We start from the raw sequence: 14,338 nt of genomic DNA on the forward strand, positions 1-14,338 counted from the left end.
GAAGACGGTTTAGGGGGCCCCGGAAATTTTATTTTCTGGGAAAAACAGATGTGCGCCAATAACTACTCAATTTTTTACCAAAAATGTGATGAACTATTCAGGGACATTTAAGGATGCTATTTATCCTACTAATTTGCGTTATTTTGTCAATTATTGTCATAAAGGAAAAAGCGAATGGCAGCCAAAAAGAAACAATCTGAACTCCTGATAGGAGCGCATATGTCCATCGCTGGTGGTTTTTACAAATCTATTGAGCGTTCTGAGACGGTAGGCGGCACGTGCATGCAAATATTTACAAAAAGCAATAAGCAGTGGGCTGCAAAGCATATCGATCCTAAAGATGCTCAAGCTTTTAAGGATCGATGGGCTAATTCTTCAGTCGGTGCGGTTGTTGCGCACGCCAGTTATTTAATCAATATTGGTTCTGCGCAAGCAGCGCTCCGAAATAAGTCGCAACACGCGCTTCGTGAAGAATTAGAGCGGTGCGCTTTACTTGGCATTCCTGCGCTCGTGCTGCATCCCGGAGCGGCTGTAGGAAGTTCTGAGCAAGAGTGTATCGAATTGATTACGGAAAGCATTAATAAAGTTTTTGAGGAGTTTGATGGGCCAACAATGCTCTTGCTTGAAAACACTGCAGGGCAGGGATCGGCAGTTGGAACAACGTTAGAACAGTTAGCAGCAATTTATCATGGGATACATAAAAAAAAGCATGTAGGTTTTTGCATTGATACGTGCCATGCATTTGCCGCTGGTTACGATTTGCGTACCCAAAAAACTTACGATTTCTTTTGGAAACAATTTGATGAGTTGATCGGTATAGGAAAATTAAAAGCAATTCACTGCAACGATTCTAAAAAAGAATTGGGCTCAAAAGTGGATCGGCATGATGATATCGGTAAAGGGAAATTAGGAATTGAAGCATTTGCGTTGCTTATGAATGATGAACGTTTTTTTGACGTACCAAAAATTTGTGAAACGCCAAAAGGTGATAAGGAAGAAGTAAATGATGCGCACAATATTTCAACGCTTAAAGAACTTTTAACCAGTGCCAACAAAAAGAAATTACAAAATTCTTAAAATAGGAATGGTACCATGAAGTTTCGTGCATCAATTTTGATTATGTTAGGATTTGTATTTTCTGGTGTGAAGGCAATGGAGAATTCTTCTAATTTGGAAGAATTAGCAGAACAGGCACATGCTCCGGCCATTATTCGGATGGCATCGAAAAAAGGTATTAAGGGAGAGCTTGAAGAAGCTTTGGAATTATTGCAGCGTTATCATATCCTCGTTGCACAAGGTGATGCATGCTGCACCGATAAGTCTCTCGGTGAGAATGCTTTTGCGCAAATAGAGCTCTTTTTTGCCAAGCCCGAACAAAAACTATTTGTATCATATGTTAAAAAGTTACCGCAGCAAGAATATAACAAACTATTTATAAAACAATTAGAATGGGCTGAGGGCAGAAGCACATCTGGCGCGCCGCTTCCAGAGCCAAAGTGGTTGCTCGCATACAGTTCAAGAAAAAAAAATAAAAAAAATCTATTTATACAACCGTCTGAATGGCACGATAAGCGCGCTGAAATAATAAAAGAATTGAGATCGAGTTTAGGTTAATTCATAAAGGAATGTGCATGAAATATAATCTTTTTTTCTTTACTGTGAATGTCGTGATGGGGTTTTCGCTTGTTGGTATGGAATCGCCAGATACTTTTTTGCAATCAAAAGAAAAATCAGAAATTAAGCCTAAGCCAATAATACAAAACGTGCTCGAAGTGCCCGTATTAATGAAATTAGCTTTAGAAAAAAGAAAAGAACAAAAACTTTCTGAGGCGGTTATTTATTATAACATGTTTCATTATCGCTTATTGCAAGATGTGGCATGTTGCAGAAATCTTTCAAAAGAAAAATTATGTAGAAAGCTTGAGAAGAAATTTTCCCAAATAGATAATGAGCCTTATGCAAAGTTTATTAATAAAGCTGACGAGAAATTGATCAGCCAAATTTCATTGGGAGCGCTTGAGTGGGCTGCGGCAATGAATCGCACAAAAAAACTGCCGGCTGCAAAATGGTTGTTAGAGTTTCAACCCACGGTAGAATTTTATCCTGAAAATCAGTGGCAAGAAAAAAGAAATGAAGCTCTTGAAAATATACGAATGGAATTTGAAGATTTTTCAATCTGATTAAAGCTAGTTTGCTAGCTCAATGTTTTTTTGCGCTAAAGCATTGAAAGATAATGAAGTGAGCGTGTATGAATTTTCATATACCAAGATGAAATCTTCAAAGATACATCCCCAAATCAGAGCGGACGTTATAGAGGAAATAGAACGAGAGATGGAACAAAATAGCCCTTAATTGCCAAGAGGTTTGTTATAAGGAGCGTCTAATGAAAAAAAAGTTATTAATAATAGTTTTTGCATGCCGTTTAAATATTGTAAACGGCATGCAAAACAACACGCCCCGAACTAATCTTCAAGAACTGGCGGCAAAGGGTGACGTTGACGCGCTCTTTAAACTATCAATAGAACAATGCAAAAATGGAAGTTATGGAACTACTTTGGCATCAAGATATTTATTTATTATTCGTCATGAGCAGGATTTGGCTTCGTGTGAGAATCCTGTATCGTATGGAGAAATAGAAGAATTTCTGATCGAGGAATCGAAGGGTAAGGAATGGTTGCAAGAAGTGGGTGAGAAATGTGAAAAGGGTTATCGTGATTATCTAGCTAGATTGGGTAGTGATAAAATAAATGCTGTAGCTTTAAGTCAAATTAAAAAAATAAAAAAAATGCAGCTTCCAGAGCCCCGATGGAAATTTCTAAAACTAAAAAATAAAACTGAATATGAAAAAATTCGTAATGATATTCTTGAACAGCGGGAAAAAAAACACCAACCTAAAGAGAAGAAAATAAATGAAATTAAATAATAAAGGCGCCCGAAATCCGAGCGCCTTTTTCTATTTAATTTCTAAAAATTGTTGTTGTCGTTGCGATTTTCTGACCGCCCTTCTGATCTTGGCTCAGGAGATGTTGAACCTTGGCCCTTTTTCTGAATTGATTCAAAGAACTCAGCATTTGTTTTATGCTTTTTCATCTTATCAATTAAGAATTCCATACCTTCAACCGTATTCATTGTTGAAAGGAATTTGCGAATAATCCATGATTTGTTGAGTTCATCTTCAGAAAGAAGAAGCTCTTCACGGCGCGTACCAGAAACAAGTAAATCAAGAGCAGGGAAAACTCTGCGGTTTGAGATTTTTCTGCTCAAATGCATTTCCATATTACCCGTACCCTTAAATTCTTCGTAAATCACTTCATCCATGCGAGAGCCTGTTTCAACAAGCGCAGTTGCAATGATGGTGAGCGATCCGCCTTCTTCAGTATTTCGCGCAGCACCAAAGAATCTTTTTGGGCGTTGCAATGCATTAGCATCGATACCGCCAGTTAAAACTTTTCCTGATGCTGGGGCGGTTGTGTTATACGCACGTGCTAAGCGAGTGATTGCATCAAGCAGAATAACCACATCTTTGCCGCTTTCAACCATGCGTTTTGCTTTTTCAAGAACGATTTCTGCCACTTGAACGTGTCGCTCTGCTGGTTCATCAAATGTTGAACTGATCACTTCAGCATTTTTATTTTTAATTGAACGGCGCATATCTGAAACTTCTTCGGGGCGTTCGTCAATCAAGAGCACAATCAAGAATATTTCTGGATGATTTGCAAGAATGCTTTGTGCAATCTCCTTAAGGAGCATTGTTTTACCCGCTTTTGGAGGAGCGACGATTAATCCGCGCTGCCCTTTACCAATAGGGGAAAAGATATCCATCAATCGCGTTGAAATAAACGCTGGATCAGATTCAAGATTAAATTTTTTATCAGGATGAAGAGGCGTCAAACGATCGAAAATTTGCCGATCTGCAAGCACCGCAGGATCCATATTATTTACTTGGTTGATTTTTAAAAGTGCGAAATACTTTTCGCCATCTTTTGGTTTGCGAATTACCCCGGTAACCATATCGCCAGTGCGCAAATTAAAACGCCTGATTTGTGATGGTGATACATAAATATCATCCGGTCCTGAAACGTAATCAAATTTTGCTGATCTCAGGAATCCAAATCCATCGGGTAATTTTTCTAATACTCCCCCTACCACGATCTCTTTATCAGGATTTGCTTGCATCTCGATAATATTTCTTATGAGCTCTTCTTTGAGCATAAGGCTTGCACCAACGACGCCAAGGCGGCGAGCTTGTTGATGAAGGTCCATAAGATTTAACTGTCTTAATTCTTCTGGTGTCATGAGAGAGGATCTCCTTAATGAGAGGTGATGAATGAATGTCCCTATGGAAAATAAGAATCAGCCATTGAACGTGAAAGATTCTTGAATTAATGAGAAATAAGCCAATGTGTTGCTCAACACCAAGTGAGCAGACAAACACTATTGGAATATGTCAGATTTTCTTTAGTAAATTACGTATTATCAAGTCCCATGCAACGCACGTGGTACGCTGCAAGCTTTACGCATGTGCTCTATAAAAATTGCCGAAAAGCTACTTTGTTTCTTTATACATTAATAGCATAACAGGATTTGCTATGTAAATTGTAGAGTATGCACCAAAAACTATACCAATCAGGAGTGCAAGCGATAAATCGCGCAGCGCTTCGCCGCCAAAAAGCAAGAGAGCAACAACAACCAAGGTTGTTGCGCCCGTTGTCAAAATAGTACGGCGTAGGGTTTGGTTTATACTCACATTTACAATATGCTCAATCGAGCTCGTTCGCATATGTTTAATATTATCTCTAATTCGGGCAAAAATAACGATGGTATCGTTAATTGAATAGCCCAAAACCGCCATAATGGCACCGATAACGTTCATGGAAATTTCTTTGCCTGTGATCAAGAAGAAAAGTAAGATCACGATCGCATCATGGAATAATGAAACAACTGCGCCAGCGCCATAAGCAACCGACCAAAAGCGCCAAGCAATGTAAATAAGCATCAAAATAAGGCCAAAAATGACCGCTTTCATCGAATTCCAGCTTAATGCCTTGCCAATTCCTTCACCGATGCTGTCAATTTGCAGAACTTTTACCGTATTATCGTTCAGATTTTCTTGAATTGTTTGGCGTACCTTTTCTCCAAGTATCGCTATATCTTCAGGTACATCTTTGGTACGGATGAGAATTTCTTTATCAGAAAATTCGCGCGTGGTGATTCCCGACCATCCCTGATGCTCTAAAATTTCAACCACTTGGCTGCTTTTCATCGGTTTTTCAAATCCAAGAAGCAACTGTGTGCCGCCGGTGAATTCGACACTATAATTAAAAATCTGACCAGTGGTCATTTTTTTATATACAGCAATCCCAACAAAGCTAAATATGATAGCCGCTGAAAGTAAAGCATAAAGAAAACGGTATTTTAGAAAATCAATCATGCACTCTCCGATCAAAAGAATCTTTTCATACGTGGTAACGACAAGAACCTACCTGCTTTTTATAGCAAGGTTTTTTAGAGAAATCAAATCCACGGTAATTGGAAATTATTGCTGACGAGGTAAAACAGAAACGAATTTTCGTCCCTTGCGGCCGTAATGGAATTTTACTTCTCCTGCAGCAAGTGCAAAAAGAGTATCATCGCCGCCCAAACCAACAGAGCGCCCTGGGTGTACCACGGTACCGCGCTGACGAACGATAATTTCGCCGCCAGAAACCTCTTGGCCATCAAAAAGCTTGATGCCCAAACGTTTGCTCATACTATCGCGGCCGTTGGATGTTGAACCACCCGATTTACTAGTTGCCATCGTTATTCCTTAGAAGATAAAATGCTTTTTTTATAGCTAACGGAATTCGTTAGAGATGAAATCTGTTATCAAAATGCCTAAATTCGTTCTAAATGTCAATAACGGTCAAAAAATGGGGTCGTTTTTCCGAAGAATACAAATGTGCATTATCTTCCCAAAAAGGCAATTTAGGGCATTGTTTAGGGAAAATTATTATATTTATTTCCTATTGCGGGCTTCTTGTAACGAATATCTGGCGGTAAAATGTAGTTGAATACATTAAAAAACAAAAAAAATTAGGGGCTACCATGAAAATAGTCATATTAGCGTTACTTTTGGGATCGGGTGTTCTTCAAGCTTTGGAGCATAAAACCCCAAATCGTTTTGATAAAATTCCACCAGTGAAAAAATCTCTGTTGCCCAATGGTGCAGAGGCGAATAGAGATTTTTCTGAAGGGTGGCTAACGGGTGAGAAATCTATTAGCTTTTATGCTAATATTCCGGTCTCTGATCCAGAAGATAATGAGCAAAATCAGCTGTCGGTTATGAGAGGCAGCATCAATTTAAACATCGTTAAAAATGGGTCATCAATTGAAAATAAGCAGAAAGAAAAAAAGGATATTCGGTTTCTCAGGGCATGCGTACGCTATATTAAACTAAATTCAGATCCTGTTGCACCTACTTCAAAATGGAACGCTTTGGAACTTGAGGGCCGCGAAATCGTCGATGGTGGCATCATGCAGTATATGGAAACGAGTAAACGAATTCATAAAGCTCTCGGCCACAATACTAAGCTGGGCAAGGTTGATTTCGACTTATTTAGCCCCAAAAAGATTTTCTTAGGACATAATTCGTTGGAGTCATTGCCGAATGGAATTTGTCAGCTTGCGCCCTATGTTTGTGAACTTTCTCTCGAGTGCAATCGATTTAAAGCAATCCCTAAAGAGGTTTCGACATTAATAAACCTCCAAAAACTCGATGTTTCAGGAAATCCGATTGCTGAAATTCAACCAGAGGATGTTGCCGCATTAAAAAATCTTAAAGAATTGCGCTATTCGTCAGAAAAAACTTTTTGCTCGCCACTACTTAATAAAATAGCTAAAAAACAAATATAAGAGTAAACGTGTTCTTTATTTAACAGGATTCTTGTCAGCTTTAGTCAAAAACTATAAAATTACAGGGCATTATTTATACTATTTCACTAACGAGGGATATTCTATGAATTTCATTTTAAAACTTTCCATGTTGAGTCTATTGAGTTTTCCAATTTCAGTGCTAGCAATGGAATCAGACTCGCGCATGGGGGATCTCGAAAAAAAATGCACACGTCTTGTTGTTTTTTATGCTGCGCACCAATTGGGAAAAACTGGAAAAGTTGATGCAGACCATATGTCGACGCTCAATCTTGGCGGCAGGAAAATCGATAATTTAGAAGAGTATGTAAATCAGGCAGATTTGCTGGCAGCACTAAATACTACTATCTCTCCGACAGATAGTGATTTGCAAAAGTTTCCGATTCATACGCTTCAGCTTTCGACTAATAACATAGAAAAGGTCCCAAGCTCATTCTCTTTTTTAGGAAAAACCGTTAAGCGTGTTGATCTTACAGATAATCAATTTAAGGGTTTAGATTTTATTCCATCCCTATTTCCTCATGTTGAAGAGGTACTGGCAAGCTCTAATCCGATAGCAGCAGTTAATTCGTCAACATTCGAAAAATTGCAATCATTAAAAACAATTATTTTGCCTAGCGCCACTAAGATTGTCGGTTCAGAAAATCCCAAAATAGAATGGTTCGGCGAGAATATTAATCAGACGACGATTAGATATCGCGTTGAGCATAAATAAAATTTGCTCGTTCTATTGTTTTTATTGAGTTTATTTCAAGAAACAATTAAAAAAGCAATAATAAGAAAAGGGCCAAAGAGCCCTTTTCTTATTATTGACTCATCGATAAAGCTGTAAGCAATCGCAAAAAATATTTAATAAATTTCCTTTGAGCGCTCTAAGAAGTTAAAATTTATATCGCCTATCGAAGTAGGTGCTTTTTTGAGCATCAATTTCGGTAATTTAAGCCAACAGTTTCGGGACAAAAGGGCTTGGTCTGCGGAGAACCTTTTTTTATTGTCCACTCAAGTTATTCACAAAATTAATATCCCAAGCTTCTTGTGGAATTCCCGCCATTTCAATTTTTTTCCAGTGGGCAAGCGATTCTTTAAAATGCGGTTCCGCCAAATATAGTAAACCTTGCGCAAATCTTCTAATTTCCCATTGTGCGCCCGCGTGCATACGCAATTTCATAAAATGCATAAGCGAATGCAAATTGCACGTGAAGATAAATTCGGTGTAGGTGCAAACCGGAAGAAGTGCGCGCGCTTGTTCGCGCGCTACGCCTGCTGCAAGCAGTGCTTCGTAGGCGTGCACCGCCTGATCCAGCGATTTTTTATAGGTTGCTAGCAGTTCTTCGTTATGAAAATTGCCAAGTGAACTTTGCTTGTTCACTGTGTCTTGCTGTCGCCATGTTTGGGGAATATAAAATTCTAATGCAGATTTCACGAATCGGTAACTGATTTCATTGTATGAATTCATACGATGCCGAAACCATTGACGTGCAATAAATATCGGCGCTTTCACGCGAAATGAAAGTTGGTTGTGCTCAAAAGGACTCGTATGCCGATGTTCCATCAAAAAATGGATTAATTTTTTATCCCGTTCTGAAATCTCTGTCGAAAATTTTCCGTACGAAACACGCGCAGCGTTTACGATATCAAGATCGGACCCCGAAACGCGCACCAGTTCAAGAGAGCTTATTCCATCGCCCAGCGGATCGATGGTTTTTGTTTCGTTTAATTGAGCGTGTTGCTGTGCAGTATTTAAATCCATAGTTTATCTTTCCGGCATAAAATTTATATGCATTTCATTCTACGGAGATTTATAAAAATTAAAATGGTTTCTGGAGCAGAATATGAGCCGCGTTAAAAGACTCACGTTTTTTTTTCCGATTCGCAATGGGGTTGCAAATTTCGATAGCGCTGCGCTCGTTTGTATCGCGATTTCTGATGTAAAGCTGCTGAGTAAAAGTTCTACGGGTCTTTGATAAATCGTCTCTTTAAATTGATTCTTCGTTTTGAGTAAACTCAATACTAATTTAAAAGAGAGGTATTTATGAAAAAATTATTTATTCTTTTTCTTCTCGCGTATTTAGTAAATATTAATGGGATGGACTATCGTGGTTCTTTCCATGAAAAAACTGCTCATGAAAAGCGCTCATCGTACAATGCCAAATTTGAGCTTACAGAAAGCAGCAATGATCTTTTTGTCAAGGTGCTGTGCACCCCGAAAGAAAAAAAGGTGAAACGTCCGAGCGATAAGTTTAAGAAACTTTGTAAGGACTACATGTTTTACCAATTAATTACGCATCCAGATTTACGGCGCGTGGGTGATTTTGAGCTAACGCGCATGTACACCACGCTTGATCTTTCAAATCGCGGAATTGATAATGTTAAGGAATTTCTAAAAAAAGCGGTTCTTGCATTTCGACTGAGTACTGGTAAGAAGCCAAATAAGAAAATTCTTGGCGATGATTTTAGCGTTCATTTTATCGATCTATCAAACAATAATCTTAAAGCTTTGCCGAAAGGCTTTAAAGAATTAGCTCAATGCGCCAAGCGTATAAGTTTGAGCAATAATAATTTTGCAGAGGTACCAGCCGAGCTTGAGTTTTGCACAGGCTTAAAATATTTAGATGTTTCTGGCAACAAAGAAATTAAGATTTTGCCAGACTGGACTACGAAAATAGAAATCGAAGCTGATAAGAGATTAAAATCAAACAAAAAATAATATAAACTATGCCCTCACGCAAATACTTTTTGCATACTTAGATAAAAAAATTGTCCAGCATTAAATTTGACTATTTGTAATAACAATGTATTATTATTAATGGATGCGGCATCTTTGCTTAGCGTTATTAATTAACATGGGGGTTATTATGAATAAAAAAATGAATTTCTCAGTGCTTACTCTCACTCTCCTTTTTATGGCGACGCACGGGCAAGCTTCTTGGTACGACTCCTTTACTCCAGTATTACCTCATTTTCCGTTTTATTCTTCTTCACTATTGACTGTATGTGATATTGCCCGAGATAAAATAGTTTCTGCAGTTCAGCATCCTGCCGCTGGGTGGATTGCCGCTGGTCTAGCGGCTGCGAGCGCTGGCTATTTTGGTTTCAAGTATGGCCAAAAAAGTATTAATCCACAGATAGAGTCGTTAAAAACAAGTTTAGACGATGCACTAATAGATCGAGAAGTTGATCTGGCTATTCTCAAAAGAGAAGGCGAGAAAAAGCTCGCTGAGCAACGACAGCGATTCCAAAAGTCATACGATAACCAAGAGTGGATTTATAAATTTAAAATCGCGCTGATTACTGATAGGTATGCAAGGAATCAATCTGAGAATACAAATTTAAAGGAAATGCTTCAAAAAAAAGACCTGTGCATTAAAAGATCTTAACGATGAAATCAAAGATTACGAAAAAGAAAAAGCGCAGATTGAGAAAATTATGAATTATTCGCAAGCGCAACTATTCAAATCGGTTGGTGTTAACCAGGATGATTTAGAGAAAATGCACCAATTTACTTTGTCACCTCAAACCAATCGTGTCCAGACCGCGTAGAAACTTCGAGTGGTACTTTCCAGAGTACCACTTTTTCTAACGTTTCCGTCACTAGTTTTTCTGTTTTTTCCAATTCTTCTTTTGGCACTGAAAGCAATAGTTCATCATGAATTTGAATGACCATTTTTGCACCGAGTTGATGCTCTTTTAATAATCGCTCAATGTGAATCATGCCCAATTTCATGAGTTCCGCCGCGGTTCCTTGCACTCGTGTATTGATCGCCATTCTTCGGGCTAAATCAAAAAGATTTTTATTTTTTTCATGAATACCTGGCAAATAGCGACGGCGTCCCCAATAGGTGGTGACGTATCCTTTTGCCTTGGTTTCTGCAACGACCGATTCCATCCATGCAGAAACTCGAGGATACTGCGCAAAATAGGTATCGATATATCGTTTTGCATCGGAGAGCGGTATTTTCAAATCTTTCGATAATCCATACGGCGTCAATCCATATAAAATACTAAAATTTATTCGCTTACCAACTTGGCGCTGCGCATTCGTTACATCTGAACGAGCGACCCCAAAAATTTTTGAAGCAGTTTGCCGGTGAATATCGATATTGTGCATAAACGATTCAATCAAATTTTCATCGCGCGAAAATTCAGCTAAAACGCGCAACTCGATTTGCGAATAATCGGCAGAAAGAAAAACATGTCCCTCTGGCGCTTTGAACGCTTTCCTTATTTGTATATCGGGAAAGTTTTCAGAATCGGTAGGAATATTTTGCAAATTAGGATCGGAGCTTGAGAGCCGCCCTGTGGCTACTTGCGTTTGGCTGAATGTGCTGTGAATTCTTCCCGTTTTGGGATTAATATATGCGGGAAGTGCGTCGATATAGGTGCTTTTTAATTTAAAAAGTTCCCGATATTTTGCAATAAGGCCCGGAACTGGATGCAACAATGCAAGTTCTTCAAGCACTTCTTGATCGGTTGAATAGCCAGTTTTTCCGGTCGTCTTTTTTTTTGGCGGAAGTTTTAAATGTTCAAAAAGAAGGATACCCAGCTGTTTTGGGGAATTGAGATTTATATCTTTAAATTCATCGCCAACTAAAGAAATAATTTTTTCTTCTAAATCTTTTAAATCTTTTGAAGCATGTTCATCAAGTTCTGCAATAACTTTTAAATCAAGCTCGATACCAACTTTTTCCATATCGGTGAGTACTTGCACGAGAGGAAGTTCGATCTCATGATAAAGTTTTTCCATTTCTTTTTCTTGCAACTTATGTTCGAGCAATGCGGTCAGCTGAAGGGTTTGGTGCGCATCTGCTGCGCCGTATTCGGTTGCTAATTTCAGTGGTACTTGAGGAAATATTTTGTATCCATTATTCGTGACGACGTCTGCAAAAGAAAGCATCGGCTCGTTAAGAAAATGCTCTGATAAATATTTTAATCCGATGCGTTGCCAATCTTCGGTTATCAAATGAGCAGCAACTAGTGTATCGATTACTAAACCGCGCACATCGATTCCAGCATTGAAAAAAACCTGAAGATCAAACTTTGCGTGATGCATAATTTTTTTTATTGTTTCATCTTCGAGCAGCGGTTTGAGCACAGAAAAAATTTCTTCTTTGCTCAGCTGTGTTTCAGTTGTTTGATGCGCATACGGAATATAGTATGCAGTTCCTTTTTGGACGCATACCGAAAATCCGCACATATATCCTTGCATTGGCAAAAGACCGGCGCCTTCAGTATCGATCGATACGATCCGCTTTGCTTTAATTAAATTCGCAATTTCATCGAGTTGCTCACGCGTTGTGACCGTAATGAAATTATATTTTTCTGCATTAGAGAGTGCAGTTTTTTGTTGTTGGTAGGCAGGAACTCCTCCTTCAGATTTAATTTCTTTGATGAGGCTATTGAAGTTCAACTCTTGAAAAAATGGTAATGCTTTTTGCCAATTATTCGCATCATACTTCCATTCGCTCAGGCTGGTATGCAGAGGAATATAATGCAATTTAAAAAGCTTTTCACTCAAGAAAGCGTTTTCTTTACTTTGCTCAAGCAGTTGGCGGGTGCGCTCTTTTGGCACACGCTCAAGATGCGCGTAAAGATCTTCAAGTGAATCGAACATCGTTACTAACTCGGTGGCACCTTTTTCCCCAATTCCTTTCACGCCCGGAATATTATCGGAGGAATCGCCAAGGATAGCAAAATAAAAAGGGAGTTTTTCTACTGGAAAACCCATTTTTGCTTCAAATGCGGGCCGATCGATAACGATATCTTTAAACGGATCGAAAATGAGGATAGATTCATCAATCGTTTGGCCCATATCTTTATCGGATGTTACTAGCACGATTTTGACGCCACTATTTTTTAATTCTTGTGCAATCGAGTACATCAAATCATCCGCTTCGACGCCAGTTTGTTGGCATTGGCCCATGCCGATGATTTCAGCAAATTGCTGAATAAGTTCTTTTTGGCTTGATAAATCGGTGGGGGCGGCTTGTCGCGTTGCTTTATATTCAGGATACTGTTCATGCCGGATCGTTTTGCCACGGCTATCCCAAACTAAACTCAAATATTCTGGCTTAAACGTATCGCTTAACTTTTTGAGCATGCGACAGAATCCAAATACTGCCTGCACTGGAACCCCTGTGATGGTATGAAGAGGACGCATACTATAATAAGCGCGATACAGAAACGACGAACCATCAATTAAAAATAATGTTTTTTTAGGGTCGAAGGGTGATTGTGTCAAAAGAAATTTCCTTCAAAAGCGTTTATTTTTGACTATAGCCCAAATCGAAGGAATTTTCTACGCGCGTCGCTTTTCGCGATTATCCTGCCAAATCATCAAGCACGCATACGCGCTCAGTCCTGCGGCAAAGAAGCACCATACTGAAATAAATGCATAATGATAAAGAAGATAGGCGATCGCGTACGATACAATAACTAAAATCCCAAAAAACTGCCCTATGCGACGCGGTGCGATCAAAAAGGGCAAGAAAGTAGCCATTAGATAAGCAAGTGAGCTTAAGACGCCATAATGTTGAGTATAATCAAAACGATAAACAATATGATGTTGCTCAATAACGAGGGCAAAAGGAGTCGTGAGCAAATAATAGCCAAAGAATGTGCTCACCATAAAGCCCCAAATAACGAGCAGCGTAGAAAATATATTTTTGATGCGGTGATAGAAAATGTGCACTGCCAACGGAATCCATAAAGGCCATATAATAAAGGCAAAAAATAGAAATACATATGCTGCAGGATATTGTAAGGATTGTAGGGAGGGTCGACCAATAGTGAGCCAAACTACACCCTCGGCGGCCTGTTGAAGTGCAAAAAAAATCGGAATACATCCTAACATTCGTTGTGATTTATGGTGAGCCAGGCGGAAGGCAGCTAGACCTATGAGGGCAAGAATCCCACTCATTCCAAAGCTGGCGGTAGCTGAAAAACACATACGAACTCCCTTTTTTTTGGTGCAGACACATTAAGCTTTAACCTATCGGAAGTGCATCCCAGAATTAAAGGATTGTCTCTGACAAATGCTCTAACAATTGATACAATGGGTAAGAATGAAGTAGTTTAAGAGCAAAAAGGTGTTAAGTATGCGTATTTTTGCTCTCCTCGTGTTGTTGATTTGCTCACTTAATGTTCTTTCTCGGCCCAATTACTATTTAGAGAAAGAAAAAGCCGTTATCGCGCTCAAGCTTTTACAGGCAAAATGCCAGTATATTGCGGAGCATTTAAGCGAATTAAAGAAAGAGAAGGGAAGTGCTCAAGAACGGGCTGGGATTGCCGATATGATAAAAAAAGATGAAGAGATGTATGACAAGGTTGGTAAAAAACTTATTAAGGCAATTAATTTGCTCAGTGTTGCCGAGCCCAAGATGAGAGCCTTGAAAAAAATAAGCAAGTTAGCTAAAGAACTATAAATCCTTAA

Annotated in this window: 14 protein-coding genes and 1 pseudogene; 9 read left to right on the top strand and 6 right to left on the bottom strand. The window is 38.9% G+C overall.

What is annotated here, in order from left to right; translation table 11 throughout:
- Positions 1 to 174: 174 nt before the first annotated feature.
- The 4 genes from VHO47_00080 (at position 175) to VHO47_00095 (ending at position 2,923) form a co-directional block, all read left to right on the top strand.
- On the top strand, positions 175 to 1,077 hold the full coding sequence (locus VHO47_00080) for a deoxyribonuclease IV (protein HEX2977511.1): 903 nt from the start codon (positions 175 to 177) through the stop codon (positions 1,075 to 1,077).
- 15 nt (positions 1,078 to 1,092) lie between these two features.
- A complete protein-coding gene (locus tag VHO47_00085) occupies positions 1,093 to 1,614 on the top strand; it encodes a hypothetical protein (GenBank protein HEX2977512.1) in 522 nt (173 codons plus the stop codon).
- Positions 1,615 to 1,631: 17 nt separating this feature from the next.
- Positions 1,632 to 2,180, top strand: a complete 549-nt coding sequence (locus tag VHO47_00090; protein ID HEX2977513.1) for a hypothetical protein — start codon at positions 1,632 to 1,634, stop codon at positions 2,178 to 2,180.
- 203 nt (positions 2,181 to 2,383) lie between these two features.
- On the top strand, positions 2,384 to 2,923 hold the full coding sequence (locus tag VHO47_00095; GenBank protein ID HEX2977514.1) for a hypothetical protein: 540 nt from the start codon (positions 2,384 to 2,386) through the stop codon (positions 2,921 to 2,923).
- A gap of 119 nt (positions 2,924 to 3,042) precedes the next feature.
- On the opposite strand, the pseudogene rho reads toward VHO47_00095, so the two are convergent.
- The 3 genes and pseudogenes from rho to rpmA form a co-directional block, all read right to left on the bottom strand.
- Positions 3,043 to 4,296: pseudogene (rho, locus tag VHO47_00100) on the bottom strand (transcription termination factor Rho).
- 250 nt (positions 4,297 to 4,546) lie between these two features.
- Complete coding sequence (secF, locus tag VHO47_00105) at positions 4,547 to 5,431, bottom strand: protein translocase subunit SecF (protein ID HEX2977515.1); 885 nt, start codon at positions 5,429 to 5,431, stop codon at positions 4,547 to 4,549.
- 105 nt (positions 5,432 to 5,536) lie between these two features.
- Positions 5,537 to 5,797: a 50S ribosomal protein L27 gene (gene rpmA, locus VHO47_00110; GenBank protein HEX2977516.1), complete on the bottom strand. Its 261-nt coding sequence runs from the start codon at positions 5,795 to 5,797 to the stop codon at positions 5,537 to 5,539.
- A 287-nt stretch (positions 5,798 to 6,084) separates the two neighbouring features.
- Here rpmA and VHO47_00115 point away from each other — a divergent pair, with 287 nt between their 5' ends.
- Together VHO47_00115 and VHO47_00120 are read left to right on the top strand one after the other, a co-directional pair.
- The gene (locus VHO47_00115) at positions 6,085 to 6,891 is read left to right on the top strand and encodes a hypothetical protein (protein ID HEX2977517.1); all 807 of its coding nucleotides are present in this window, start codon (positions 6,085 to 6,087) and stop codon (positions 6,889 to 6,891) included.
- A gap of 103 nt (positions 6,892 to 6,994) precedes the next feature.
- Entirely contained in the window at positions 6,995 to 7,624 is a 630-nt protein-coding gene (locus tag VHO47_00120; GenBank protein HEX2977518.1) for a hypothetical protein, read from the top strand.
- Between the two features lie 273 nt (positions 7,625 to 7,897).
- Here the strand turns inward: VHO47_00120 and thyX are convergent, their stop codons facing one another.
- Positions 7,898 to 8,659 (bottom strand): FAD-dependent thymidylate synthase, encoded by a 762-nt coding sequence (gene thyX, locus VHO47_00125; protein ID HEX2977519.1) that lies wholly within the window; start codon positions 8,657 to 8,659, stop codon positions 7,898 to 7,900.
- A gap of 282 nt (positions 8,660 to 8,941) precedes the next feature.
- On the opposite strand from thyX, the gene VHO47_00130 reads away from it, so the two are divergent.
- Both VHO47_00130 and VHO47_00135 read left to right on the top strand, forming a co-directional pair.
- Complete coding sequence (locus VHO47_00130; GenBank protein ID HEX2977520.1) at positions 8,942 to 9,616, top strand: hypothetical protein; 675 nt, start codon at positions 8,942 to 8,944, stop codon at positions 9,614 to 9,616.
- Between the two features lie 148 nt (positions 9,617 to 9,764).
- The gene (locus VHO47_00135) at positions 9,765 to 10,286 is read left to right on the top strand and encodes a hypothetical protein (protein ID HEX2977521.1); all 522 of its coding nucleotides are present in this window, start codon (positions 9,765 to 9,767) and stop codon (positions 10,284 to 10,286) included.
- Positions 10,287 to 10,408: 122 nt separating this feature from the next.
- On the opposite strand, the gene polA is transcribed toward VHO47_00135, so the two are convergent.
- Both polA and VHO47_00145 read right to left on the bottom strand, forming a co-directional pair.
- Positions 10,409 to 13,147 carry a DNA polymerase I gene (polA, locus tag VHO47_00140; GenBank protein HEX2977522.1) on the bottom strand — a complete coding sequence of 913 codons (2,739 nt, stop codon included), beginning with the start codon at positions 13,145 to 13,147 and terminating at the stop codon, positions 10,409 to 10,411.
- A gap of 57 nt (positions 13,148 to 13,204) precedes the next feature.
- Positions 13,205 to 13,855: a DUF6629 family protein gene (locus VHO47_00145; protein ID HEX2977523.1), complete on the bottom strand. Its 651-nt coding sequence runs from the start codon at positions 13,853 to 13,855 to the stop codon at positions 13,205 to 13,207.
- Between the two features lie 148 nt (positions 13,856 to 14,003).
- On the opposite strand from VHO47_00145, the gene VHO47_00150 reads away from it, so the two are divergent.
- Positions 14,004 to 14,330 (top strand): hypothetical protein, encoded by a 327-nt coding sequence (locus VHO47_00150; protein HEX2977524.1) that lies wholly within the window; start codon positions 14,004 to 14,006, stop codon positions 14,328 to 14,330.
- Positions 14,331 to 14,338 lie beyond the last annotated feature (8 nt).

The organism is Candidatus Babeliales bacterium, assembly GCA_036260945.1.
Lineage (GTDB): Bacteria > Babelota > Babeliae > Babelales > JACPOV01 > JACPOV01.

Excerpts from the sequence above, each read along its gene's own strand:
- VHO47_00080 (HEX2977511.1), top strand. The coding sequence starts at position 175 with ATGGCAGCCAAAAAGAAACAATCTGAACTCCTGATAGGAGCGCATATG.
- VHO47_00085 (HEX2977512.1), top strand. The coding sequence starts at position 1,093 with ATGAAGTTTCGTGCATCAATTTTGATTATGTTAGGATTTGTATTTTCT.
- VHO47_00090 (HEX2977513.1), top strand. The coding sequence starts at position 1,632 with ATGAAATATAATCTTTTTTTCTTTACTGTGAATGTCGTGATGGGGTTT.
- VHO47_00095 (HEX2977514.1), top strand. The coding sequence starts at position 2,384 with ATGAAAAAAAAGTTATTAATAATAGTTTTTGCATGCCGTTTAAATATT.
- secF (HEX2977515.1), bottom strand. The coding sequence starts at position 5,431 with ATGATTGATTTTCTAAAATACCGTTTTCTTTATGCTTTACTTTCAGCG.
- rpmA (HEX2977516.1), bottom strand. The coding sequence starts at position 5,797 with ATGGCAACTAGTAAATCGGGTGGTTCAACATCCAACGGCCGCGATAGT.
- VHO47_00115 (HEX2977517.1), top strand. The coding sequence starts at position 6,085 with ATGAAAATAGTCATATTAGCGTTACTTTTGGGATCGGGTGTTCTTCAA.
- VHO47_00120 (HEX2977518.1), top strand. The coding sequence starts at position 6,995 with ATGAATTTCATTTTAAAACTTTCCATGTTGAGTCTATTGAGTTTTCCA.
- thyX (HEX2977519.1), bottom strand. The coding sequence starts at position 8,659 with ATGGATTTAAATACTGCACAGCAACACGCTCAATTAAACGAAACAAAA.
- VHO47_00130 (HEX2977520.1), top strand. The coding sequence starts at position 8,942 with ATGAAAAAATTATTTATTCTTTTTCTTCTCGCGTATTTAGTAAATATT.
- VHO47_00135 (HEX2977521.1), top strand. The coding sequence starts at position 9,765 with ATGAATAAAAAAATGAATTTCTCAGTGCTTACTCTCACTCTCCTTTTT.
- VHO47_00145 (HEX2977523.1), bottom strand. The coding sequence starts at position 13,855 with ATGTGTTTTTCAGCTACCGCCAGCTTTGGAATGAGTGGGATTCTTGCC.
- VHO47_00150 (HEX2977524.1), top strand. The coding sequence starts at position 14,004 with ATGCGTATTTTTGCTCTCCTCGTGTTGTTGATTTGCTCACTTAATGTT.